Genomic DNA, 24,640 nt, shown 5'->3' with positions numbered 1-24,640 from the left:
GCGTGATCAATTGTAATGCGAGCGGCGATAACGCCGCTCGTGGCCCGCGATAGCGGTGGGCGCTGCCAATGCCGCGTTGCGGCTAGTCGTCGTTTCCGGTAAGCACTCCGGGACTTCAACAGCAACGGCCTCCACTTCATGAGCATAGCCGACACGATCCGCAACGCCTTCGTTCCGGTCCATCGCGAGGGGTATCCCTTCATTGCCGGATTTGCGGCGGTTGCCGTCCTGCTGGGCTTCTTTTCCACTTCGCTGTTCTGGATCGGGGCGATTCTCACCGCCTGGTGCGCCTATTTCTACCGTGACCCCGAGCGCGTGACGCCTGTCGACGACAAGCTCGTGGTAAGCCCCGCCGATGGCGTAGTCTCGGCCGTGGGCCCCGCCGTGCCGCCGCGCGAGCTCAATCTCGGCACCGCGGAAATGACCCGTATCTCGGTGTTCATGAATGTCTTTTCCGTCCACGTGAACCGGGCGCCGGTGCGTGGCAAGATCGTGCGAATTGAACACCGTCCGGGCAAGTTCCTCAACGCCGAGCTCGACAAGGCAAGCCAGGAAAACGAGCGCAACGGCATCGTCATCGACAGCCCCAACGGGCAGGTGGCGGCAGTGCAGATCGCCGGTCTCGTGGCTCGCCGCATCCTGTGCTGGGCCGATGTTGGCGGCAACATCGCCGTTGGCGAGCGTTTCGGCCTTATCCGCTTCGGCTCGCGCGTCGACGTATTCCTGCCCACCAACGCAGTCGTCCGCGTCGCCGTCGGCCAGACTGCCGTTGCCGGCGAAACCATCCTCGCCGAATTCGGCGGCACGAGCCACGCACCTTTGGTGCGGGTCTCCTGAGGGCGGCGGCGGTGTCATCCTTCAAACCCTTTGAGCCCCATGGCCGCGGCGGCCCGCGCATCCGCGAAATCCCGCTGCGCATGGTCCTGCCCAACCTGATCACCGTGCTGGCGATCTGCGCCGGCCTGTCGGGCATCAGGCTCGCCTTCGAGGGCCGGTTCGAATCGGCTGTGGTGATGGTGCTGCTGGCGGCTTTTCTCGATGGCATCGACGGCCGCCTGGCACGGATGCTGAAGGCGACGTCGAAGTTCGGCGCGCAGATGGATTCGCTCGCCGACATCGTCAATTTCGGCGTCGTGCCGGCGCTGGTGCTGTATGCCTACCTGCTCGACAAGGCCGGTTCGCTTGGCTGGATCGGCACGCTGTTGTTCGTCATCGCCTGCGGCCTCAGGCTTGCGCGCTTCAACGTGCTCGACGAGGATCTCGATCGCCCGGCCTGGCAAGCGGAGTATTTCGTCGGCATTCCTGCGCCGGCCGGCGCCCTTGTGGTGATGCTGCCGATGTATATCGGCTTCCTGGGGGTCGAAGGCACCCGTACGCTAGCCTACGTCGCCACCGCCTTCACCATTCTCATCGCCTTCCTGCTGGTCAGCCGGCTGCCGATCTATTCCGGCAAGAAACTGAAGATTAAACGCGAGCACCTTCTGCCGGTAATGCTGCTGGCGGTGTTTTATGTGCTGCTCGTGACAGTCTATCCCTGGCAGACATTGTCGGCCTCGGTGGGCGCCTACCTGCTGTTTTTGCCGCTCAGTGCCAGCGCCTATGCGCGCCGCGCCAAGATCGAGGGTGCCTCCGCGGCAGCGGCCGAAGCGGCAGCAGCCGAAGCCCCCGTCGAACCCAAGCCCGAGGCCTAGGCAGCCAGCCCGAGTTGGTCGAGCGCCAGGCGGCGGGCGGCGACATAGTCGGTCTTGCCCGAGCCGAGCACCGGGATCTCGTGTACCTTGATGATGTCGTGCGGCACCATCAGCTCAGGGGCGCCGGCCTGCTTGCCATAGACGCGCAACGCTTCGGGATCGGCATTGCCGGCGGTTGTGACCAGAACGATGCGCTCGCCCCGGCGCTTGTCGGGCACGGCGACCGCGGCGTGACGCTGTTCCGGCCATAGCGCCTGCACCAGCATCTCGACGGCACCCAGCGACACCATCTCGCCGGCGATCTTGGCAAAGCGCTTGGCCCGGCCACGTATTGTGACAAAGCCCTCGCGATCGACAGAAACGATATCGCCGGTATCGAGCCAGCCTTCGAGCGGCTGCAATTCGCCCGGCCGGTCTGATGTCATGTAGCCCATCATCAGATTGGGGCCGGTGAGCCATAGCTGGCCGCCATCGGCAACGCCCTCGACCTCTTCGAGCCGCATCCGCATGGCAGGCAACAGGCGTCCGACCGTACCGTCGCGGCCATGCGTCGCCGTATTGACGGCAACGACGGGGGCGGCCTCGGTCAAGCCGAAACCCTCGATGATCTCGGCGTTGAAGCGGGTGCGCCAGACCCGGCGCGTCTCTGCCCGGACCGGCTCGGCACCGGCAACGATGAAGCGCAGGCTGGAAAAGTCGCCATCCTCGGCGGTGCGGGCATAAGCGGCGAGGAAGGTGTCGGTGCCGAACATGATCGTCGGACGGATCTTGCGCGCGACATCGGGGATGATCTTGTAGTGCAGCGGCGAGGGATAGAGGAACAGCCTGATGCCGGTCAGAAGCGGCAGGATGGTGCCGCCGGTGAGGCCGAAGGAGTGGAATACCGGCAACACGTTGAACAGCTTGTCTTCAGGCGAGATGCTGATGCGCGCCTCGGCCTGCATGGCGTTGGCGACGAGGTTGCGATGTGACAGGACAACCGCCTTGGGTGTGCCTTCCGAGCCTGAGGTGAACAGGATGACGGCGGGCTTCGACGCGTCCTGCTGATATAGCGGGCGGCGCCACTGCAAAGCGGCGGAGAGCTTTTCCGAGGTCGTTATGCTGTCGCGCAGCTCTTCCAGCCAGACGATCCTTGCGCCGGCCTGCTCGGCGGCAGCGACCACGTCGCCGAGATCGGCCTTCTGGATGAAGGCGCGCGAGGAGACGATGGTCTTGATCACGGCTGTCTTCACCGCCGAGGCGACGTTGGCGCTGCCTGCGGTGTAGTTGATCATCGCGGCGACGCGACCCGCCGAGATCAGGCCGAGCATGGCCAGGACAACGCCGTTGGCGTTGGGCAGCAGGATGCCGACAGCCTCGCCTGGGCTGGACAGCGCTTCGAAACGCCTGCCGAGCACGCGCGCGCCGGTCAAAAGCTTAAGGTAGCTCAAGGCGCCGGTGACCACGTCCTCGACGATCAGCCGCGAGGGGCCGTAGCGGTTGGCGGCGTCGACCATCGAGCCGAACACGCCCCGGTCGAGATCGGTGCCGGCAAGCCGCGCTTCGGCAACGCGGTCGAACAGGGCGTTTGCCGTTGTGGTCTGGCTGTAGCCGGCGCGCTGCAGCAGTTCGGCCATGGTCATTGGCGCCAGTGCGACGATCCTGAGCCGCTGGAACCACTGGCGCGGCGCGCGTTCGGCAGGTGTCAGTGAAAACGGCAGGTGGCGGGCACCGCTGACGAAGATCGGCACGATGCGGGCATCGGCCTGCATGGCGATGCGGGCGACGGCGCGGAACAGCCGGAACGCCTTGACGTCAGGCTCGACGGTATCGGGCAGGTAGACGGCGAGGCGACCTTTGCCGCGCAGCACGCGCACCAGGCGGCGGCTGACGAAGACATGCTCGGCGTTGAAGGCGATGGTTCGGCCAAGCTCACGCCACGGCTCGAGCCAGAAGGCTTTGGCCGAGGCGTCGTCGAGGATGTGCAGCGTCTGCTCGGGCAGCAGCGAAAGCATCAGCGCCGGTTCGAGGCGCGACTGGTGCGAGATGACGTAGATGACCGGAGCGTCGGCGTCGCGCGCCTGACGCATGGCGCCATCTTGCACCCGGTAGATCAGCTTGAGCGGCAGATAAAGCAGGGCCTGGCGGAAGCGGATGCCGCGTCCGTGCATCAAAACACCGGCGGCAAGCATCCATGCCGCGATGAAGCCGAGCACAATTGCACTGGCCAGGACCATGCCGCACCTCCCAATGCACGCGAAGCCCACCGCGCGCACCGAAACTAGACGATGACGACGCAAGGTCAATGCGCATCATCATCCCACCATCCTCCTCGACGTCAGGACAGGAAAAAGCCGGTCTTGCGACCGGCTTAAGCAAAGGGACGGGTGGAGGGGATGGGGGATGGGGCAACCCGTCCTGAGCACAAGAACGCGGTCGCTAACATTTGGTTCCGCGCTGATCAGGCTTTTTGCGATTCTTTTTCGATCAGGCGGGGTGGAGTGGCTGTGTCGCGGGCATTTGCCCAGTCGCGCCAGGCGTGCCAGAACACCGCCGCAAGCACGATAGCCCCGCCGACAAGGCTCGCCACCGGTGGCAATTCAGCCAGGAACAGCCAGGCAAAGAAGATGCCGCATGGCACTTCGGCTGTACCGAGCAAGCCGGCTTCGGCTGCGGGAATGCGGCGCGCGCCCTCGGTCCACAAGACGACGGCCAGTGCGAAGGTGAAGCCAAAAATGATGAGCGGTGGAATGCTGCCTTGCGGCACGGCGAGCGGATCGGTGACGAACCAGGCCGGAATGATGCCGAGAAAGGCCGAAACTGCGCCTGCCCAGACGACCGGGGCGTTGCGAAAACGACGGACAAGGGCGGCGTAGAGCGCAAACAGGAAGGTCATCAGCAGTGCCAATGTGTCGCCGAAGGCATGGCCGCCACCGAGCCCGGACCAGACCATGACCGCGACACCGACAAGGCACACGACGGCGGCTGCTGCTGTCTGGCGCCGGAACACTTCGCCGACGATCAGCCAGGCGAGCAGGGCGACGACAAACGGCACGGTGGCGTAGATGACCACGACATTGGCGACATAGGTGTTCTTGAAGGCGGCGATGAAGGCGATGCTGGAGATAGTACCAAGCACGGCCAACACCCAGCCTTGCCAGCCGAGATGCAGGCTTTCGCCGGCGCCGTTTCGCCGCCGCCACAGGACATAGGCCAAGATCAGCAGGCCGCCGATCAGCCCGCGCCAGGAGGTGATGGTCAGCGGGTCGGCGTCGATCGACTTTGTCAGGATGCCGGCAAGGCCGAACACGGCGGCTGACGAGGCGACAAGCACCATGCCAAGCCGTTGCTGTGCAGCGGTGTCGGTCGCGGTCATTACCATTGCCTCCCTGAAGGTGAGCCTAACCTATCCCCGCGCCACTGACAGCCTCCTGTCAGGAGACCGGCGCAGCTGTGCTAGGATGGCGCGACTTGTCTGTCCGGGAGAAAGTGATGGATGCCGCACAGTTGAAGGCGCTTCAGACGCCGATGAAGGATGCCTATCGCGAGGACGCCGGGCGCGCTCTGATCACGCTTCGGGCACGCGGTAACGTCGACGATCAGTCGATTTCCTGCAAGGTCGATACCGGCCGGGCGATCGTCACCGCCGGCCTGCATCCGGCGACGGGTGGCAGCGGCATGGAGCTGTGCTCGGGCGACATGCTGCTCGAAGCGCTGGTGGCCTGTGCCGGCGTGACCTTGAAGGCAGTGGCGACGGCGCTCGAATTCCGCCTTGGCCAAGCAGTGGTGTCGGCCGAGGGCGATCTCGATTTTCGCGGCACCCTCGGTGTCGCCAAGGATGCTCCGGTCGGCTTCCGCGCCATCCGGCTCACCTTCAAGCTCGACACCGACGAGCCGCAGGAGCGCATCGATGCGCTGATCAAGCTGACTGAACGCTACTGCGTTGTGTTCCAGACGCTGAACGTCCGGCCGGAACTGTCGGTTTCGGCCGAACGCTAGCTGTGTCGGCCTAATTGGCGGCGAAGCAGTAGAACAGGCCGTCGCCGCCGGTTCCCTTCAGCGCTTCCTGGCTGCAGCCGCCGCGCGAGGCATGCGATGAGTTCCACGATTTGGCGGCCGCCGAATCGTCGAGACCCATGCGGTCGTGGTGGCCCATCATGGCCGCACCCTCGGTGCCGTCGAGGGTCCAGTCGCCGCAGGATTGGTCGGCTGCCTTGGTGCCGTCGGGCATCGAGCCGGTCAGGATGTCGTGCTTGTTGGGCTGGTCGCCGCGGCCATTGATGGAATTGCCCTTCTCGTCGAGGGCGGTTTCCTTGTTGATGTTGTTGGCGTCGCTGTGCAGCGAGGCGACGTCGTCGGCGATCTTCTGTCCCTTGGCGTTGACCCATGGGCCTTTGCCGATGCGGTCCTTGGCGTCAGCATCCTTGGTCGAGAGATAGGCGTGCCAGGTCTTGCCGGTGGAGCCGGCAGCTTCGGCCAGGCTCTGGCAATGGGCATCGGCACCGGCGAGGCCGCCGAGATTGGCGCCCTTGCCGAGGCCGGCGCTGGTGACGAAGAAGCTCATCGTGCCGTCCTGGGCACTGGCGGCCGACAGACTGGCGAACAGCACCGCAGACATGACGAGAATGCGTTTCATGAAGTGGTCCTCCCTCATTTTCTTGATTGAGGGCTGCAAAACTAGGACTGGCCGAAATCACCGGCCAATCACGCTTGCGTGTCGCCTACATCGGCCAGACGAGCATCAGCATCGGCACGGCGACAATGATCACCAGCAGCGACAGGGGCAGGCCAAGGCGCGGATAGTCGGAGAAGCGGTAGCCGCCGGGGCCCATCACCAGCGTGTTGCACTGGTGCCCGATGGGGGTCAGGAAGTCGCAGCCGGCGCCGATCGCCACCGCCATCAGGAAGGCTTCGGGGCGAAAGCCCAGCGTGGTGGCGAAGCTCGCAGCAATGGGGGCGACCACCAGAACGGTCGCGGCATTGTTGAGGAAGGGCGTGACCGCCATGGCGACGATGAGGATCAGCCCCAGTGCGCCGGCAGGCGGCAGTGTCGAGGCGAATTCGGCGAGCCAGGCGGAAATGATGTCGGTGGCCCCAGTCCGCCGCAACGAGTCGCTGACGGGAATGAGGGCTGCCAGCATGACAAGTATCGGGCCGTCGATGGCACCATAGACCTCGCGCAATGGGATGACGCGGAACAGGACCATGGCGACCGCAGCCGTGAAGAAGGCGAGCGCCACCGGCAACAGGCCAAGGGCGGTAGCGGCCATCGCCGCGACCAGGATGGCGAGCGGAACAATGCCACGGCGAACGCTGCCGAGCAGGATAGACCTTTCGGCCAGCGGCAGGCAGCCGAGCTCGCGCAAGATGTCGGGCAGGGTCTGCCGATTGCCCTGGAGCACCACCACGTCGCCCATGCGCAGCGTGACCGCGCCGAGCCGCTCCTGGATGCGCTCGCCCTTGCGGCTGACGGCGAGCAGATTGACGTTGAAGCGGTCGTAAAGCGCAAGACGCTGCGCCGAGCCGCCGATCAGGCTGGAGTTTTCGCCGATCACCGCTTCGACTGCCGCCGCGGCGTGCTTGCCGCCGGCGGAGTCGCGGCTGCCGGTGACGCTGAGCTTTGCCTGGGTGACGATGCTGTCCAGCGCCTCTGGCACGCCTTCGATCAGCAGGATATCGCCTTCGCGCAGCACCACGTCGGGGAACGGTGTGACATGCAGCGCGCGCGAGCGCAGGATCGAGGTGACGACAGCGCGGCTGCCGCCGAGCTTGAGCAGATCAGCCAGCGTCTTGCCGACGATGGTGGAATCGGCGACGAGCCGAGCCTCGGTGACGTAGTTGTTGGCGTCGAGGGCTTCGTGGATCGACGCCGAGGCGCGGGTGCGGATGGGCAAAAGCCAGTAAAACAGCACCAGGAAAACGATGCCGGCCGCGGCGAGCGTCGCGCCCACGGCGGTGAAGTCGAACATCGAGAACGCCTCGCCAGTCATCTCCTGGCGCACCCGCGAGACGACGATGTTCGGCGAGGTGCCGATGAGGGTCATCAGGCCGCCGAGTAGCGAGCCGAATGCCATCGGCATCAGGAACACTGACGGCGAAACGTTGGACCGGCGAGCGAACTGGAACGCGATGGGGATCATGATCGCCAGCGCGCCGATGTTTTTCACGAACGCCGAGAGGATGGTGACGATGATGACCAGCAGCGCAAGCTGGGCTCTTACACTCGAAACGTCGGGGGCGAAGCGCTGGATGGCATATTCCATGATGCCCGATCGGGCGACGCCGGCGCTGACCAGAAGGGCTGAGCCAACGATGATGACGATGTCGTCGCTGAAACCGCTGAACGCTTCCGCCTGCGGCACGATACCGATGGCGACCGCCGTGATAAGGGCAGCACAGGCGACCAGATCATAACGAAACCGGCCCCAGACGAATGCCACCATCATCAGCGCGATGACGGCGAAGGACATCAGCTGGTCGGTGGTCATGCAGCCGATGTCCTCGTATTGGTCTGGCGATGGTCAACGCGGCAACCGCCATATCGTTGCTTCGGCATTGCTTGCGCTATGCTGCCGGACATCTCTCCGTCAGTTGGGCGAGCGCTCAGGCTGGCTTCTGGTGGGAGACCCAGCGCTGTTCGCGGATCTGGTAGATCTGGCCGGTACGGGTGAGCGCAGGGTCGACCATCTGCAGGATATGGCTTGCCGTCTCGGAGGGATGGGCGACGGTTGCCGGATCCTCACCCGGTACGGCCAGAGCGCGCATCGCGGTGCGGCTGGTGCCGGGGTCGAAGATGTTGACGCGCAGGGCGGTGTTCTTGGTCTCGTCGGCCCAGGAGCGGGCGAGCGCCTCGACCGCCGCCTTGGAGGCCGCATAGGGTGCCCAGAAGGCGCGGGCGGAATGGGCGGAGCCGGAGCTGACGATGACGGCACGGCCGGCATCCGACTTGCGCAGCAGCGGATCGACCGAACGGATCAGCCGCCAGGTGCCGGTGACGTTGACCGCCATGACCTTGTCGAAGACCTTGGCCTCGACATGGCCGATGGGCGCGATGACGCCGAGCACGGCGGCGTTGGCGACCAGGATGTCGAGCTTGCCCCAGCGATCGTTGATCGAGCTGCCGAGGCGGTCGATGCCGGCCATGTCGGTGAGATCGAGCGGTACCAGCGTCGCCTGGCCGCCGGCTGCCTTGATCTCGTCGTCGAGCTCCTCAAGTCCGCCGACGGTGCGCGCGACGGCGATGACATGGGCGCCGGCAGCGGCGAGCTGCTTGGCGGTGTTGTAGCCGATGCCGCGCGATGCCCCGGTGACGAGGGCGATGCGGCCGGAAAGGTCGGGAGTGGTCGTCATGTCTTGCTTATCGCCGCTGCTGTTCGAACATCTTTATTGTGCGTCCTTCGAGGCGCGCTGCGCTCGCACCTCAGGATGAGGGCCGTAGCAGCAGTCGTCGCTCGCCCGGTCGGAGAGCGCAGTATTGCCAGGCCCCAATCTGAGAAGCAGGCGCAGACCTTCCTCATCGTGAGGTGCGAGCGCAGCGAGCCTCGAAGGACGCACTAACTACCTACAGTCCGCCGGTGGCCAGCAGCGACAGCGAACGCACGTTGTCGGTGCCTTCGTGGTCGAGCAGGCGGGTCGGATATTGGCCGGAGAAGCAGGCGTCGCAATATTGCGGTTGCTCGGCGTTACGGCTCGTCTCGCCAACAGCGCGGTAGAGGCCATCCATCGACAGGAAGCCGAGCGAGTCGACGCGGATGAACTCGGCCATCTCCTCGATCGTCATGCGCGAGGCCAGGAGCTTCGATTTTTCCGGCGTGTCGACGCCGTAGAAGCACGAGGCGCGGGTGGGCGGGGAGGCGATGCGCATGTGCACCTCCTTGGCGCCGGCGTCGCGCACCATCTGCACGATCTTCTGGCTGGTGGTGCCGCGGACGATGGAATCGTCGACCAGAACGATGCGCTTGCCCTCGATCATGCGGCGGTTGGCATTGTGCTTGAGCTTGACGCCCATGTGGCGAATGGAATCGCCGGGCGAAATGAAGGTACGGCCGACATAGTGGTTGCGGATGATGCCGAGTTCGAAGGGTATGCCCGCCTGCTGCGAGAAACCGATCGCGGCCGGGGTGCCGGAATCCGGCACCGGCACGACGATATCGGCGTCGACGGGGCTTTCGATGGCGAGTTCCGCACCGATGCTCTTGCGCACGTCATAGACGTTGCGGCCTTCGACCGAGGAATCGGGACGGGCGAAATAGACATATTCGAAGATGCAGAAGCGCGACTTCTGCGGCTCGAACGGGAAGATGCTCTCGATGCCCTTGGAGGTGACGATGACCATCTCGCCGGGCTTGAGGTCGCGTACGAAACGCGCACCGATGATGTCGAGCGCACAGGTTTCCGAGGCAAGGATCCAGGAGCCGTCGAGGTCGCCGAGCACGAGCGGGCGAATGCCGAGCGGATCGCGGCAGCCGATCATCTTCTTCGACGACAGCGCAACCAGCGAGAACGCGCCCTCGACCTGGCGCACCGCATCGATGAAGCGTGCGTTGAGGTCGCGTTCCTTGGAGGTGGCGACCAGGTGCAGGATGGTTTCGGTGTCGGAGGTCGACGAGAAGATCGAGCCCTGCTTCTGCAGTGCGCGCTGCACGGTCATGGCATTGGTCAGGTTGCCGTTGTGCGCGACCGCGAAACCGCCATCGGCGAGCTCGGCGAAGAAAGGCTGGATATTGCGGACGCCCGCGCCGCCTGTCGTGGCGTAGCGGGTGTGGCCAATGGCGCGGTTGCCCTTGAGGCTGTCGATGACGCGCTGCTTGGTGAAGGTGTCGCCGATCAGGCCGACATGGCGCTCGACATGGAACTGGCTGCCGTCATAGCTGACGATGCCGGCGGCCTCCTGGCCGCGATGCTGGAGCGCATGTAGCCCCAGCGTGACGATTGCCGCGGCGTCCTGTCGGCCGAAAATGCCGAACACGCCGCATTCGTCGTGGAAATGATCATCGGCTTCCGCGGAAAGCACGTCAGCTGCGTCTGCCATCGGGGGCGGCCTCTTGTCGCAAAAACGCTATATAGTGCGATGAGGCGGGAAGGGCAACGCGCTATCCCGCCTCATGCGAAATCAGTTGTTGGTCGGCGCCGGTTCGGCGGGCGTGTCGCCTTCGGCTGGAGCGTCGGCCGGCGGCGTTGTGGTTCCGGCCTCGGGCTCGCCGCTCTGCGAATTGAGCTTCTTGAGGATCGAGTTCTCGGGGTCCTCGGGCAGCAGGTTTTCGATCGAAGTGCCGATGCTCTCGAGCAGCGGGCGCGATTTCGCTTCGGCGACCCAAGCCGGCGCGTTGGTGCCGACAAGCCAGTTGAAGAACAACAGGCCGACGGCAACGACGAGGATGCCGCGGGCAGCACCGTAGAGGAAGCCGAGCGTGCGATCGAGCGCGCCGATGCGGCTGTCGATGATGAAATCGGCGATCTTCATGGTGATGATGGTGACGACGATCAGCGCGATGACGAAGACGATGCCGGCGGCAGCGGCCATGGCGATCTTTTCATTGTCGATATAGGGCTGAACGTACGGCACCACCGGCTTGTAGAAGAAGAAGGCGGCAGCTGCGGCGGCCGCCCATGAGGCGACCGAAAGCACTTCGCGTGAAAATCCGCGCACCATGGCGAGCATCGCCGAAACCAGGGTGAAGCCGACAAGAATTCCGTCAAGCAGCGTAATCGGCATCGTGTCCACTCACTCCATGGCGACGGTTTCAGTCCGTCTCTTCCGCGCGGCTTCGCCTTGAGCCGGCTATCCGCGCCACCAGATCCGCGAGTGCGGTCGGCTGGAACGATCCGGCTCCGATTCCACCTGCGAGCTCCCCGCTGCCGGAGGGCAGCACGGCCCTTCCGAAGCCCAACTTTTCGGCCTCTTTAAGGCGCTGCTGCGCATGCGCAACCGGCCTTACGGCGCCTGAAAGGCTGATTTCGCCGAAATAGACGCAATCAGCGGGCAGAGCAAGGCCGGTAAGCGATGAAACCAGTGCGGAAGCCACAGCCAGATCGGCAGCCGGCTCGGAAATGCGGTAGCCGCCCGCGACGTTGAGATAGACGTCATGTTGGCCGAAGCGCACGCCGCAATGGGCTTCGAGCACGGCGAGGATCATCGACAGGCGCGAGGAATCCCAGCCGACGACCGCGCGGCGCGGCGTGCCCAGCGTGGAGGCGGCGACAAGCGCCTGGATCTCGACCAGCACCGGCCGCGTGCCTTCTATCGCTGCAAAGACGGCCGCTCCCGGAGCCGTGGCATGGCGTTCGCCCAGAAACAGTTCGGAGGGGTTGGCGACTTCGCGCAGGCCCTTGTCGGACATCTCGAAGACGCCGATCTCGTCGGTCGGGCCGAAGCGGTTCTTGACGGTGCGCAGGATGCGGAAGTGGTGGCCGCCTTCGCCTTCGAAATAGAGCACGCCGTCGACCATGTGCTCGACGACGCGAGGGCCGGCAATCTGGCCTTCTTTGGTGACGTGGCCGACAAGCACGACTGCGGCACCGGTCGACTTGGCGTAGCGGATCATCGCCTGCGACGAGGCGCGCACCTGCGTGACGGTGCCGGGTGCTGAATCGGCGAGGTCGGTCCACAGAGTCTGGATCGAATCGATGATGACAAGGTCTGGCCGCTTGCCCTCGGCGATGGTGGCCAGGATGTCCTCGACATTGGTCTCGGCGGCGAGTTCGACCGGCGAGGAGGCGACGCCGAGGCGTTGGGCGCGCAGCCTGATCTGGGCGACCGCTTCTTCGCCTGAAACGTATACGACGCGGTGGCCGCGCGATGCCAGCGCCGCCGCTGCCTGGGTCAGCAGCGTCGACTTGCCGATGCCGGGATCGCCGCCGATCAGCAGTGCCGAACCGCGCACGAAGCCACCGCCGGTGGCGCGGTCGAGCTCGCCGATGCCCGAGACGATGCGCGGCGCGTCCTCGATGTCGCCGTCAAGCGAGGTCAGGGTAACGGGGCGGCCCGTGCGTGCGCTCTTGAGCGAACCGGGGCCGGAGCCGATGCCGCCCGACGTGCCTTCCTCGACGAGCGTGTTCCACTCGCCGCAGGAATCGCACTTGCCGGCCCAGCGCTGATGCGCGGCGCCGCAGTTCTGGCAGATGAATTGGACGCGTGCTTTAGCCATGGGTACGACGCAATGCTTGGGAGATGCCGTGTGCTTTCGCACCTCCCTGTGGCCTGTCGGCCATCTCGCCCGCAAGGGGGGAGATCACGTTGTCATTGGCGCCGCGGCCAATCACCAACGTTACGATGCCTGCAGTTGCGAACGCGCAGGATGACCGCCGCTGGTGACGCAACCAATCTCCCCCCTTGCTGGGGAGATGGCCGGCAGGCCAGAGGGGGGTGGGAAGAGGTGCTGCGCTTGACAAAGCCTACTGTTCTCCAAACCTCTCCGGCAAATGATGCTCGGGTGCGAGGTCGAAGAAGCGGGTGAATTCGCCTTGGAAGCCAAGGCTGACGGTGCCGGTGGGGCCGTGGCGCTGCTTGGCGATGATGACTTCGGCCTTGCCACGCACTTCGGCCATGTCGCCTTCCCACTTCAGATACTCGTCGGTGCCGGGCTTCGGCTCCTTGTTCTTGAGATAGTACTCTTCACGGTAAACGAAGATCACGACGTCGGCGTCCTGCTCGATCGAGCCCGATTCACGAAGGTCGGACAGCTGCGGGCGCTTGTCGTCGCGGCTTTCGACCTGGCGCGACAGCTGCGACAGCGCGATGATCGGGACGTTGAGTTCCTTGGCCAGTGCCTTGAGGCCGGTGGTGATCTCGGTGATTTCCTGGACGCGGTTCTGCGACGACTTGGCCGACGAGCCCTGCATCAGCTGGATATAGTCGATGATGATCACGTCGAGGCCGCGCTGGCGCTTGAGGCGGCGGGCGCGCGCTGCGAGCTGGGCGATGGAAATACCACCGGTCGAGTCGATGAACAGCGGGATCTTCTGCAGCGTCTGGGTACAGCTGACCAGCTTTTCGAAGTCGGCCTCGGTGAGATCGCCGCGGCGGATCTTGGAGGAGGGCACTTCGGCCTGCTCGGAAATGATACGGGTGGCGAGCTGCTCGGACGACATTTCGAGCGAGAAGAAGCCGACGACGCCGCCGTTTTCGGCCTTGAACGAGCCATCCGCCTGCTGCGCGGGCACATAGGCATGGGCGACGTTGAAGGCGATGTTGGTGACGAGCGAGGTCTTGCCCATGCCGGGGCGGCCAGCGAGCACGATCAAGTCGGAAGACTGCAGACCGCCCATGCGGGCGTCGAGATCCTGCAGGCCGCTGGCGACGCCCGAGAGATGGCCGTCGCGCATATAGGCCGCGCTGGCCATGTCGATCGCGGTCTTGACCGCGTCGGAGAAGCTTTCGAAACCGCCGTCATAGCGGCCGGTCTCGGCGAGTTCGAACAGGCGGCGCTCGGCGTCCTCGATCTGGTCGGAGGGCGACATGTCGACAGGCGCGTCATAGGCGATGTTGACCATGTCCTCGCCGACCGTGATCAGCGCGCGGCGGGTGGCGAGATCGTAGACGGCGCGGCCGTAGTCCGAAGCATTGATGACCGTCACGGCGTTGGCGGCAAGCGCGACGAGATACTGCATGACCGTCATGTCGCCGACCTTCTCGTCGGTCGGCAGGAAGGTCTTGAGGGTCACCGGGTTTGCCATCTTGCCCATGCGGATGAGCTCGGACGAAACCTCGAAAATCTTGCGGTGCAGCGGCTCGTAGAAGTGGGTCGGCTTGAGGAAGTCGGAGACGCGGTAGAAGGCGTCATTATTGACCAGCATGGCGCCGAGCAAAGCCTGCTCGGCCTCGATGTTGTTGGGGGCTTCCCGGTAGAGCGGGGTCGCTTCCGCCACTTCGAACTTGCGCGCTGCCTCTGCCAATGTCGTCCCCAATCCGTTGCCGAACGTTCCCAGTAGCAGAGCCCGGACCAAAAGCGCCCATCGTCATTTCAACTGGCCACGCTATCCACACTCGTCCACAGGGACGGGCGGTACGATGACGAAACTCGGTTGACGCGAGTCGGGGTGATTCTAGCCGCATACCGACAGGAACAAAACGGGAAAATTCAAACGGGACCGCGAATTTACCAAGAAAGTGTCCAGCACAATAAAGAGGTAATTTGTATACATTGGGTTGTTGATTTTATTCAGGCATTCGGTGATCTTTGCTTTCCCTGGAGCCTGTTCATCGCGATGCGGCACATGGCGATGCATATGCTCGGAGGGCCCTGGGGGCGAATCCGCGCTGCTGCGGCATCGGCCTCATCTGCTTGAGGAGGCAATATGCACATTCTTCGCCCTGCACCGGCTCGGATAGGCTGGCTGGCATCCACCGCCATGGTTTTGTTGGGTTCGACGCAGGCCGGCTTTGCCGCTTGCGACCTGACGCCGACCGCCGGTAACAGCATCTATGTCTGCGACAGCGGCGCGAGCGGGGGACTGACCGATACCGACGGCACCAATTCGCTGACCATGCCAGGTGGTGGTACGGGAACCATCACCGGCGATGTGGTGTTCGGAAATTTTGTTGATCGCGTCGAAATCCACAGCGGCACGATTGACGGCGCGGTCAATCAGAGTGGCGGCGCCGATGTGTTCATCATGACCGGTGGCGTGATCAACTCGCTCAATCAGGGCAGCGCCCTGGACACCGCGACGATCAGCGGCGGCCGCATCATCGGCGAGTTCTTCGCCGGTGATTTCGTGACCATGACCGGCGGGCGTATTGGCAACGTCGATCTGGAGCAGGCCAACAACGAGATGCGGATGTCGGGAGGCACGATCGATACCTCGATCGAAGCAGTCCAGGGCAACGATCTGCTGGAGGTTTCCGGTACCGCGTCAATTGGCACGTTTGTAGATCTCGGCAACGGCAACAACACTTTCCGTTGGTTGGGAGGCGGCAGCATTGGCGGCAATGTCGTGATGGGCAACGGTCGGGACACGGCGCTGCTGCGCGGCCTGACGGAGGCGAGCTTTGCCGCAGGCCAGGTCATCAATGGCGGCACGAGTGCAAGTATCGACACGCTGACATTCGAGGGCAGCAGCTCTTCGAGCGTTGGCCGTTACATCAACTGGGAAACCGTCAACCTCAATCAGGGCTCCGCGTTCACGCTCGACGGCGATTTCGTGCTTGGCGATGCGCTGTCAGCCACTGGTAGCCTCGGCATAGACGCGTCGAGCAGGCTGCTTGCCGGCGCAGGCGTCAATGCCGCCGTGCGCGCCTTCACTTCAGGCAACGCCGTGACGCTGACCAATGCCGGGACCATCGACCTGACCAATGGCGCTGCCAGTGCTACCGACACGTTCACGGTGGTGGGCAACTACATTGGCGCCGGCGGCTATCTCAGGCTCGACATGGTCGTTGCTGGCGACGGCGCACCCTCCGACAAGCTGGTCATCGAAGGCGGCAACGCCAGCGGTTCGACCGGTATCGTCGTTGTCAATCTTGGCGGTACGGGCCAGCAGACCAATGCCGACGGCATCCTGGTCGTCGAGACGACTTCAGGCGGGACGACAGACGCCGGTGCTTTCACGCTTGCCAGCCCGGTAGCCTATGGCGCCTACGAATACTTGCTGTTCCGGGGCGATGCCACAGGCCTTGGCGACAATTGGTACCTGCGCTCGGAGCTGGTCAATCCGGTCGATCCAGCCGAGCCGGGCATTCCGCTGATCCGGCCTGAAACGGCTGTCTATTCGGTGATGCCGCCGATGGCCCGCGACGTCGCGATGGCGACGCTCGGCACTTTCCACGAGCGCCGGGGCGAGCAGGGTTTCCTTGCCGGCGGCGATGATTTTTCAACGACATGGGGACGGGTGTTCGGCTCCGGCGCCGAGCAGAACTGGTCTGGGACGGTGTCGCCTTCGGCTGACAGCACGACACTGGGCATCCAGGCCGGGCTTGATTTCTGGCGTGGCGAGACCGAGGCGGGAGGGCGCAATGTCGCCGGCCTGTTCCTCGGCTATGCCAGCCTCAATGCGGATGTCCGCGGCGCGGTCCAGGGGCAGGCAGATCTTGCTGCTGGCAAGCTCGATCTCGATGCCTACAGCGTCGGCGGCTATTACACCCATGTCGGAGCCAGTGGCTGGTATCTCGATGCCGTGCTGATGGGAACCTGGTTCGGTGGCGATGCAAACTCGGACCGTTCCATCGGCATCGATGCCGACGGCCGCGTCTTGACCGCCTCGCTGGAAGCCGGCGTCCCGCTCGCCTTGAGCGAGAACTGGGTGTTCGAGCCTCAGGCCCAGATCATCTGGCAGGATGTGTCCTTCGACGATGCCGACGATACCTTGTCCACTGTCCGTTTCGACGAGGGGCGCGGCGTCACCGGCCGTGTTGGTGCGCGCCTGCAAGGCACGTTCCAAACGTCGTCTGGCCAGCTCAAGCCTTATCTCAAGGCCAATCTCTGGCATGGCTTCGATGGCGAAGACGTCACTTACTTCGACAGCGACGCGATCCGCGTCGAGACAGGCGGAACCAGGCTTGAGCTTGGCGCCGGCATAACCCACGCCTTCACCGACAAGGTCAGCGCCTTTGCGGTGGCCGACTACACCGTCAATCTCGGCGGCGAGCGCAGCCGCGTCTTCGAAGGCAATATCGGCCTGCAGGTCAAATGGTGATGAGGTCGCGCCCGGCTTCGGTCGGGTGCCCGAAATCCGCTAAGCTCCCCTTGGCGCGAGCAGGATGATCGAGGCGCCGAGGATGCAGATGACGGCGCCGATCATGTCCCAGCGGTCGGGCCGGATGCCTTCGGCGAACCATAGCCAGCCGAGCGAGGCGGCGATGTAGATGCCGCCATAGGCGGCATAGGCGCGGCCGGCGGCGTTGGCCTCGACCAATGCCAAAAGCCAGGCGAAGGCAGTGAGCGAGACAAGGCCTGGCACGAGCCAGAGCGGGGACTTCTCAAGCCGCCACCAGGCCCAGAAAGCAAAGCAGCCGGCGATCTCGGCAAGGGCTGCGGCTGCATAGATGGCGTAGGTCATGGCAAGGTCTGCGGATGCGTTGGGATCAGTCGGTCAATCATTGAAATCAGGTGTGTCGTCAATAAGCCGATTCCTGATTTGCATTGAAAGCAGTATCAATGACAGAACTATAGCGCCAAACATAAGTAAAAATGAAAATTTGCTTACGACAACAAAAGTTGAACTTATTCCGACAATAAAAACGGATGACGCTGTGTACCCAAGGATAGTCATCATCCGTTCGTGCCAGTGAATTGAATACCATGTTTGGAATGTATGTATATTGGCAATCAATAGGAAAAACGGAATGACGAAAAGCGAAAATAACAGCTCTCCGTCTTTGACGAGCGGTATCGAGATTATGTAAATCAACCCGAAGAAATTGGTAGCCAAGGCCATCGCGGCCCACATAAAATAAAGAAAGCCATCATCATTTCGGTTAGTAGAATTTTCCAGGGCTAAACCTCTCTCTTTCTTCTCATGCTGCCTGATGCTTTTGATTTTTTCAATGGTGGCTCAGTCTGACGATGCGCCATCTCGTGCATGGCAAGCGCCTTTTCGCACTTGCCGATATAGTCGCGGGTCAGCGGCAGCGTGTCGTTGCGGTGGGCGAGCTGGATCTGGAAGACCATCAGGTCCTGCCAGCGGAAGGCGGCTTCGGATGCCGCGAGATAAAACTCCCACATCCGGCAGAAACGCTCGTCATAGATCGCCTTGGCCTTGTCACGGTTGGCGGCAAAACGCAGGCTCCAGTGCCTGAGCGTATCAGCGTAGTGCAGCCGCAAAATCTCGACGTCTGTGACCATCAGGCCGGCCTTTTCGATTGCCGGCAGTACCTCCGACAGAGCGGGGATATAGCCGCCGGGGAAGATGTGCTTGCGGATGAAGGCGCTTGTCGCTGCCGGCGGACCGGCGCGGCCGATCGAATGCAGCACCATGACGCCGTCGGGCTTCAGGCGCTTGGCGACGTTGTCGAAGAAGGTCCGGTAGTGGTTGACGCCGACATGCTCGAACATGCCGACCGAAACGATTCGGTCGAACCGCTCGACGAGGTCGCGATAGTCCCTGATCTCGAAATGAACCTGGTTTTCCAGCCCCTCTGCCTGGGCCCGTTCGGTTGCGACCGCGTGCTGCTCGCTCGACAGCGTGACGCCGAGCACCTGGGCCTCGAAGGTCCGGGCGAGATAAAGCCCGAGCCCGCCCCAGCCGGAGCCGATGTCGAGCACCGACTGGCCCGGCCGCAGTCGCATCTTGGCGGCGATATGCGCCTTCTTGGCGATCTGGGCTTCTTCCAGCGTCATGTCGGGGTCGGCGAAATAGGCGCAGGAATATTGCATGTCGGTGTCGAGGAAGAGCCGGTAGAGATCGCCAGACAGGTCATAGTGGCGCTGCACGTTGCGCTTGGCGCGCGCCGCGGTGTTGACCTGCTGGAAGCGGCGGAACGCGAGCCGGAGGTTGTCGAGCGCCTTGGTCCAGGCTGTGTCGATGCTGCCGTTGCCGAGGTTCTGGAAGACGACCCGCATCAATCCAAGCACGTCGCCTTCGACGATGTCGAGATCGCCGTCCATATAGGCTTCGGGCAGGGCGAGCATCGGGTCGAGGGTGATGGCGTTTTCGGCGCGCCGCGTCTTGATCAGAAGGTGGACCGGATCGCCCGTGTCATCGCCGAAACGGTGCGACCGCCCGCTGGAGCCGGTGACTGTCAGGCTGCCGGTGCGCACAAGCTTCCCGACGATGCGTTGCAACAACATATTCATGGCGTGCTCGCGAAAAGGTCAGTCGTGTAGTCCGATCTTGAAGATAGGAGCGACGCTGGCAAGTTCCACGCCTGGCACAAAAAAAGCCCGGATGTTGCCATCCGGGCTTGGTCCAGAAAACTGGATTGGGACGGGGCCTGGATCAGCCCTCGTCGCCTTCGCCGTCTTCGTTCGGATCAAAGAAGCTGTCCGGACGGGCGTTTTCGTTGATGTCGTCGCCGTAGATGGCTTCGGCGGTCGTCAGCGTCTCGCCCTTCGACTGACGCTCGGCTTCGTCGGCCGTGCGCGCGATGTTCAGCGTGATGGTGACTTCGACTTCGGCGTGCAGCGCGATCGCCACGTTGGTCAGGCCGATGTTCTTGATCGGCTGGTTGAGCTCGACCTGGTTGCGGCCAACCGTGAAGCCGTCGGCAATCAGCAGATCGGCGATGTCGCGGGTCGAGACCGAACCGTAGAGCTGGCCGGTTTCGCCTGCCGAACGCACGATCACGAACGTCTTGCCGTCGAGCTTGTCGGCGACCTGCTGGGCTTCCGACTTGCGCTCGAGGTTGCGGGCTTCGAGCTGGGCGCGCTGGCCTTCGAACTTCTTCTTGTTGGCTTCGTTGGCACGAAGCGCCTTGCCCTTGGGCAGCAGGAAGTTACGGGCAAAGCCGTCCTTGACCTTGACGGTGTCGCCCATCTGGCCGAGGCGGGAAATACGTTCGAGGAGAATGACGTCCATTTTCCTTGTCCTTTCGTTGGCTGCAAAGGCAGCAAATTGATTTCAACGGGCAAGGAAGCAGGGAAGGGCGTTGCCGCCGGTTTCGCTGTCCTGCCTGTCGCGGCAGTTAGGATTTCCTGAGAAATCCAACCCGGGATTTGAGGCTCACCCGACCGCGCCCGTCGCGGAGGGGAGTATTCCGGCCCGGGGCAGGTGCCACCGGGCCGGAACGAATATCACTTCACCACGTAGGGCAGTAGGCCGAGGAAGCGGGCGCGCTTGATCGCTTGGGCGAGTTCACGCTGCTTCTTCTGGCTGACGGCGGTGATGCGCGAAGGAACGATCTTGCCGCGCTCGGAAATGTAGCGCTGCAGCAGACGCACGTCCTTGTAGTCGATCTTCGGTGCGTTGGCGCCGGAGAACGGGCAGGTCTTGCGGCGGCGATGGAAGGGACGACGGGTCGGGATCTGATTGATGTCGACCATTATTCTGCACCCCCTTCAACACCTTCGCGCGGACGGCGCGGGCCACGATCACCACCGCCATCGCGGTCGCCGAAGCTGCGCGGGCCGCGATCGCCACGGTCACGGTCGCCGAAGCTGCGCGGACGGTCGCCGAAGCCACCGCGTTCGCCACGCTCGGAGCGCTCTTCGCGCTTCTGCATCATGGCGGAGACGCCTTCTTCATGCGCGTCGACCTTGATGGTCAGGAAGCGCAGAACGTCTTCGGACAGGCCCTGCTGGCGCTCGACTTCCTTGACGGCAGCCGACGGAGCGGTGATGTCCATAAGCGTGTAGTACGCCTTGCGGTTCTTGTTAACGCGGTAGGTGAGGGACTTCAGTCCCCAGTTCTCGACCCGGCCAACCGATCCACCAGCTGCAGTGATGATGCCCTTGTAGTGTTCGACAAGTGCATCGACCTGCTGCTGCGAGAGGTCCTGGCGGGCAAGAAACACATGTTCATAAAGAGCCATAGTTTTTGCCTTTCTTCGTTTCCATCTTCCGGTCCCGGCGGCTAGAGCCTCTGCGACCTCCCTGTTCCATCGAAGGCCTAAGCCATCTCAGGAGAAGAAAGGAGCACGACGAGACGGTCGAGAGCGGAGACACGGGAGGCGGAAGCGTTTTCGCTTCACACGGCGACTTCCAAGGAAGCCTCCGGCCCTCCGTTCAGCCCCCAGCTGGGACCGGCAGATGGCGGGCGTCTACATGCTAAGTCTGGCTAAGGCAAGGGGCGAGGCCGAGATTCTCAGGAAAACCGGCCTTTTGCGGCCGATTTTGACTCAGCCGAATGCCTGGTCGCGGAGGAAAAGCGGCGAACGCGTGCGGTTGGCGACAACCTTGTCGACCGTCTCGGGGAAGAAGCCCTTGGCGCCACGGCGCTTGCCGAACATCATGTCGTATTGCAGCCAGCGGAAATCGCGGATCGCCGGGTCGAGCTCCTTCTGGCGCGACCAGTCGAAGACCGACTCGCCTTGCCGCGGCAGCAGCATGTTGCGGTCGACGACCCGGAAGCGGTCATGCAGGTCGCCAAGGAAGCCAGTGTAATAGGGGTGGCTGATGCCGGCGGTCTCAAGCACATGCAGTGGCAGGAAGGCGGGGCTGATCGAGCCGATGTCGCGCGCCGGGCCTGTCCGGTTCGACCAGACCACAAGCGGCGTCTCGTGCTGGACCAGCATCTCGTCGATCGGTGCCTTGCGCTTGGCGACCGGCTCTTTCATGAAGCCGGTCTCGACATAGACGGGGCCGAGCGGCGGCAGGTGGTCGCCGAAGAAGGCGATCACTGTCGGACGCTTGCGCTTGCTTGCCCAGTCCATCAGCCGCTTGAGGCCACGGTCCGCATCGGACGCGCCTTCGGCATAGGTCAGGATCGAATCGCGCGCCCAGGGCGTCGTGGCCGCGTCGACCTTGTGGGTGGTGTCGCTGTAGCGGTTCGGCTCGTAGGGGCCGTGGCTCTGCAGCGAGACGGCAAAGAAGAAGAATGGATGCTCGGTGGCATCGGCCTCGCGGATGATCTCTTCGGTAAGCGCCGCGTCCGACGCCAAGGGGCCGCGCTTTGCCAGAGGCGGAAGGTTTTCCTCCGACATGAACTGGTCGAAGCCGAAAGCCTTGTAGACGGGCGCTCGGTTCCAGAACCAGCCGCCGAAGGGGTGGATGGCCTTGGTTTCGTAGCCTTCGCTCTTGAAGAAGGTGGCAAGCGAGGGCACCGGTGCACGGACATACTGCTGGTAGGGGATCGAGCCGGCGGGCAGGAAGGCGTTGGAGAAGCCGGTCAGCGCCTCGAACTCGACATTGGCGGTCATGCCGCCGAACTCCGGCGAAAAGACATGGCCGGACTGCGAGGCGCGCACGTTCTGGATCGGGTCGGGCGTGATCTTGACGCCGGGCAGCAACGTTGGATCCCAGAAGGATTCGCTCATCACGATGATGACGTCGGGCTTTTCCTCGGGCAGGACTGCGGCCGCCTGCTCGGGCTTGGCGATGGCGTCGATGGCCTTGTCGGAATAGCCCTGCGGCGCCTTGACCTTGGCCATCGGCACGTTGAGCGCAAAGGCAATGGCAAAGCCGTTGGAGGCGTAGTTTTCCTTCTGGTCCCACATCATCGGTATGATCTGGAGGCGGTCGCGCGTCCACGAGAAGGTCGCGTAGTCCATGATCGACACGAAGAAGGCGAGGGCCGGAATGGCGATGGCGAGGCGCGACATGCGCGCCCAGAACGACAGCGCCGGCATGCGGCGGCGCCAGTAGCGCCAGGCAAAGACGAACAAGGAGATGCCGGCGACAAGACCTACGACGATCCCGATGCCGGCGAGCGGCCGCTCGCGTACCAGCAGCGGCATCAATTCGACGATCTGGCGGGCATAGAGGAAATCGGTCGGGTAGAGCGGGTCGCCGAGATAGAGCGACTTCTGGTGGCCGACGAAGGCCAGAAACAGCGCCACGGGCGCGACGATCAAAAGACCATTATAGGGCCGACCGAGCAGAGCATCGAAACCGATGATCAGCAGTGCGAACAGCGCGACGGTGGTCCAGCTCGGCTTGAACGGCTGCTGGAAGAAGTTGAGGGTGTCGACGAAGGAGCCGCGCGCGACGAACTCAATGGCAAAGACCAGGACCGCCGAGACGGCGAGCGTGATCATGACCGAGCGCAGGACGCCCAGGGCATAGGCACGCCGGCTGAGCGCTTCAGCCTCGTTTTCCCCGTCATTGGCGACGGCCTTGCCAGTCGCGATCAACTTTGCCAACTCAACTTCCCCGAGCGCTCGACAGCGGCGTCACGCAACCGTCACAGAACTGTCATCGAAAACCTAGCGCATATGGCAAAATTGAGAAGGATGGGGCAAACAAAACGTGTTTCGCATTAATTGTCCGTGATTATTTGCCCCAGCCGGGTCCCAAAGCCCTCAAGACTTGACTTGACGGTATCCATTGCGCCAGAGGCACAACGATATGGCGCGCTGCTTGTTCCCCAACCTGCAAGGGCGCTCCACGTGATAAGTCTGCGCATCGTACCCGGCGAAACCGATTCCGGTTCGGGCCGATGCGGCAAGTAGCCAGGAGACCAACATGGCCATTGCATTCACTTTTCCGGGGCAGGGCAGCCAGGCCGTCGGCATGGGCAAGGAACTGGCCGATGCCTTTCCAGAGGCACGTCGCGTCTTCGAGGAAGTCGATGATGCGCTCGGCGAAAAGCTTTCGAAGCTGATCTGGGAAGGGCCTGAAGAGACACTGACGCTGACCGCCAACGCCCAGCCGGCGCTGATGGCGGTGTCGATGGCTGCCTTCCGGGCGCTGGAAGCGCGCGGCCTGTCGCTGAAGGACAAGGTTTCCTATGTCGCTGGCCATTCGCTTGGCGAATATTCGGCGCTCGCTGCGGCAGGCTTTGTTTCGGTTGCCGACGCGGCACGCCTGCTGCGCATACGCGGCGACGCCATGCAGGCAGCGGTGCCGGCGGGCCAGGGCGCGATGGCTGCGATCATTGGCCTCGAACAGGCAGATGTTGACGCTGCCTGTGCCGAGGCTGCTCAAGGCTCGGTCTGCCAGATCGCCAACGACAATGGCGGCGGGCAACTGGTCATCTCCGGCGAGAAGGCAGCCGTCGAGCGCGCGGCAAAACTGTGCACCGAAAAGGGTGCCAAGCGCGCCTTGATGCTGCAGGTTTCCGCCCCGTTCCATTCGGCGCTGATGGCGCCGGCGGCCGAGAAGATGCGCGAGGCGCTTGCCGGCGTGAAAAAGCATGCGCCGATCGTTCCTGTCGTCGCCAATGTTTCGGTCCAGCCGATCACCGATCCGGAGGAGATCGCCGCCCGCCTCGTCGAGCAGGTCACCGGTCGCGTCCGCTGGCGCGAGACCGTCGAATGGTTCGGCAACAACGGCGTGACCACGCTTTATGAAGTCGGCGCCGGCAAGGTGCTGTCGGGCCTTGCCCGCCGCATCAACAAGGACATCGCGACAGTCGCGGTCAACAACCCGGCCGACGTCGACGCAGCAATCGCTTCGCTCGTCTGAACAATTCAAACGACCCCACCCGTGTGAAGGGTG

At 63.6% G+C, this 24,640-nt stretch carries 20 protein-coding genes; 5 read left to right on the top strand and 15 right to left on the bottom strand.

What is annotated here, in order from left to right:
• Positions 1-138 precede the first annotated feature (138 nt).
• Positions 139-837: a phosphatidylserine decarboxylase gene (locus J1C56_RS06160; protein ID WP_214387050.1), complete on the top strand. Its 699-nt coding sequence runs from the start codon at positions 139-141 to the stop codon at positions 835-837.
• Between the two features lie 80 nt (positions 838-917).
• On the top strand, positions 918-1,691 hold the full coding sequence (gene pssA, locus J1C56_RS06155; RefSeq protein WP_214388249.1) for a CDP-diacylglycerol--serine O-phosphatidyltransferase: 774 nt from the start codon (positions 918-920) through the stop codon (positions 1,689-1,691).
• Here the strand turns inward: pssA and J1C56_RS06150 are convergent.
• Both J1C56_RS06150 and J1C56_RS06145 read right to left on the bottom strand, forming a co-directional pair.
• The gene (locus J1C56_RS06150; RefSeq protein WP_214387048.1) at positions 1,688-3,907 is read right to left on the bottom strand and encodes an AMP-binding protein; all 2,220 of its coding nucleotides are present in this window, start codon (positions 3,905-3,907) and stop codon (positions 1,688-1,690) included. The genes pssA and J1C56_RS06150 overlap by 4 nt on opposite strands.
• A gap of 224 nt (positions 3,908-4,131) precedes the next feature.
• Complete coding sequence (locus J1C56_RS06145) at positions 4,132-5,046, bottom strand: DMT family transporter (RefSeq protein WP_214387046.1); 915 nt, start codon at positions 5,044-5,046, stop codon at positions 4,132-4,134.
• A 116-nt stretch (positions 5,047-5,162) separates the two neighbouring features.
• On the opposite strand from J1C56_RS06145, the gene J1C56_RS06140 reads away from it, so the two are divergent.
• Positions 5,163-5,669 (top strand): OsmC family protein, encoded by a 507-nt coding sequence (locus J1C56_RS06140; protein WP_214387044.1) that lies wholly within the window; start codon positions 5,163-5,165, stop codon positions 5,667-5,669.
• A 10-nt stretch (positions 5,670-5,679) separates the two neighbouring features.
• On the opposite strand, the gene J1C56_RS06135 is transcribed toward J1C56_RS06140, so the two are convergent.
• The 7 genes from J1C56_RS06135 to J1C56_RS06105 all read right to left on the bottom strand — a co-directional run bounded on the left by J1C56_RS06135 (position 5,680) and on the right by J1C56_RS06105 (position 14,564).
• Positions 5,680-6,306: a hypothetical protein gene (locus J1C56_RS06135; RefSeq protein WP_214387042.1), complete on the bottom strand. Its 627-nt coding sequence runs from the start codon at positions 6,304-6,306 to the stop codon at positions 5,680-5,682.
• Between the two features lie 85 nt (positions 6,307-6,391).
• A complete protein-coding gene (locus J1C56_RS06130; RefSeq protein WP_214387040.1) occupies positions 6,392-8,158 on the bottom strand; it encodes an SLC13 family permease in 1,767 nt (588 codons plus the stop codon).
• 115 nt (positions 8,159-8,273) lie between these two features.
• The gene (locus J1C56_RS06125; RefSeq protein ID WP_192566029.1) at positions 8,274-9,020 is read right to left on the bottom strand and encodes an SDR family NAD(P)-dependent oxidoreductase; all 747 of its coding nucleotides are present in this window, start codon (positions 9,018-9,020) and stop codon (positions 8,274-8,276) included.
• 211 nt (positions 9,021-9,231) lie between these two features.
• Positions 9,232-10,701, bottom strand: a complete 1,470-nt coding sequence (gene purF, locus J1C56_RS06120) for an amidophosphoribosyltransferase (protein WP_214387038.1) — start codon at positions 10,699-10,701, stop codon at positions 9,232-9,234.
• 81 nt (positions 10,702-10,782) lie between these two features.
• The gene (locus J1C56_RS06115) at positions 10,783-11,385 is read right to left on the bottom strand and encodes a CvpA family protein (RefSeq protein ID WP_214387036.1); all 603 of its coding nucleotides are present in this window, start codon (positions 11,383-11,385) and stop codon (positions 10,783-10,785) included.
• 28 nt (positions 11,386-11,413) lie between these two features.
• Entirely contained in the window at positions 11,414-12,817 is a 1,404-nt protein-coding gene (radA, locus tag J1C56_RS06110; RefSeq protein ID WP_214387034.1) for a DNA repair protein RadA, read from the bottom strand.
• Positions 12,818-13,064: 247 nt separating this feature from the next.
• Positions 13,065-14,564, bottom strand: a complete 1,500-nt coding sequence (locus tag J1C56_RS06105; protein ID WP_214387032.1) for a replicative DNA helicase — start codon at positions 14,562-14,564, stop codon at positions 13,065-13,067.
• Positions 14,565-14,966: 402 nt separating this feature from the next.
• On the opposite strand from J1C56_RS06105, the gene J1C56_RS06100 reads away from it, so the two are divergent.
• A complete protein-coding gene (locus J1C56_RS06100) occupies positions 14,967-17,303 on the top strand; it encodes an autotransporter family protein (protein ID WP_214387030.1) in 2,337 nt (778 codons plus the stop codon).
• A 39-nt stretch (positions 17,304-17,342) separates the two neighbouring features.
• Here the strand turns inward: J1C56_RS06100 and J1C56_RS06095 are convergent, their stop codons facing one another.
• The 6 genes from J1C56_RS06095 to J1C56_RS06070 all read right to left on the bottom strand — a co-directional run bounded on the left by J1C56_RS06095 (position 17,343) and on the right by J1C56_RS06070 (position 23,238).
• Positions 17,343-17,666: a YnfA family protein gene (locus J1C56_RS06095; RefSeq protein ID WP_214387028.1), complete on the bottom strand. Its 324-nt coding sequence runs from the start codon at positions 17,664-17,666 to the stop codon at positions 17,343-17,345.
• Between the two features lie 437 nt (positions 17,667-18,103).
• On the bottom strand, positions 18,104-19,402 hold the full coding sequence (locus J1C56_RS06090; protein ID WP_214387026.1) for an SAM-dependent methyltransferase: 1,299 nt from the start codon (positions 19,400-19,402) through the stop codon (positions 18,104-18,106).
• A 142-nt stretch (positions 19,403-19,544) separates the two neighbouring features.
• The gene (rplI, locus tag J1C56_RS06085) at positions 19,545-20,123 is read right to left on the bottom strand and encodes a 50S ribosomal protein L9 (protein WP_214387024.1); all 579 of its coding nucleotides are present in this window, start codon (positions 20,121-20,123) and stop codon (positions 19,545-19,547) included.
• A gap of 215 nt (positions 20,124-20,338) precedes the next feature.
• Positions 20,339-20,587 carry a 30S ribosomal protein S18 gene (gene rpsR, locus J1C56_RS06080; RefSeq protein ID WP_018427106.1) on the bottom strand — a complete coding sequence of 83 codons (249 nt, stop codon included), beginning with the start codon at positions 20,585-20,587 and terminating at the stop codon, positions 20,339-20,341.
• A complete protein-coding gene (rpsF, locus tag J1C56_RS06075; RefSeq protein ID WP_184773813.1) occupies positions 20,587-21,075 on the bottom strand; it encodes a 30S ribosomal protein S6 in 489 nt (162 codons plus the stop codon). The genes rpsR and rpsF overlap by 1 nt, the downstream gene beginning before the upstream one ends.
• Before the next feature lie 306 nt (positions 21,076-21,381).
• Positions 21,382-23,238 (bottom strand): LTA synthase family protein, encoded by a 1,857-nt coding sequence (locus tag J1C56_RS06070; protein ID WP_214388247.1) that lies wholly within the window; start codon positions 23,236-23,238, stop codon positions 21,382-21,384.
• Positions 23,239-23,665: 427 nt separating this feature from the next.
• Between J1C56_RS06070 and fabD the strand changes: the two genes are divergently transcribed.
• Positions 23,666-24,607, top strand: a complete 942-nt coding sequence (gene fabD, locus J1C56_RS06065) for an ACP S-malonyltransferase (protein WP_214387022.1) — start codon at positions 23,666-23,668, stop codon at positions 24,605-24,607.
• Positions 24,608-24,640 lie beyond the last annotated feature (33 nt).

The sequence above is a fragment of the Aminobacter anthyllidis genome, assembly GCF_018555685.1.
Classification (GTDB): domain Bacteria; phylum Pseudomonadota; class Alphaproteobacteria; order Rhizobiales; family Rhizobiaceae; genus Aminobacter; species Aminobacter anthyllidis.
Note: the sequence above shows the minus strand (reverse complement) of the source record. Positions and strands in the feature narration are given on the sequence as shown.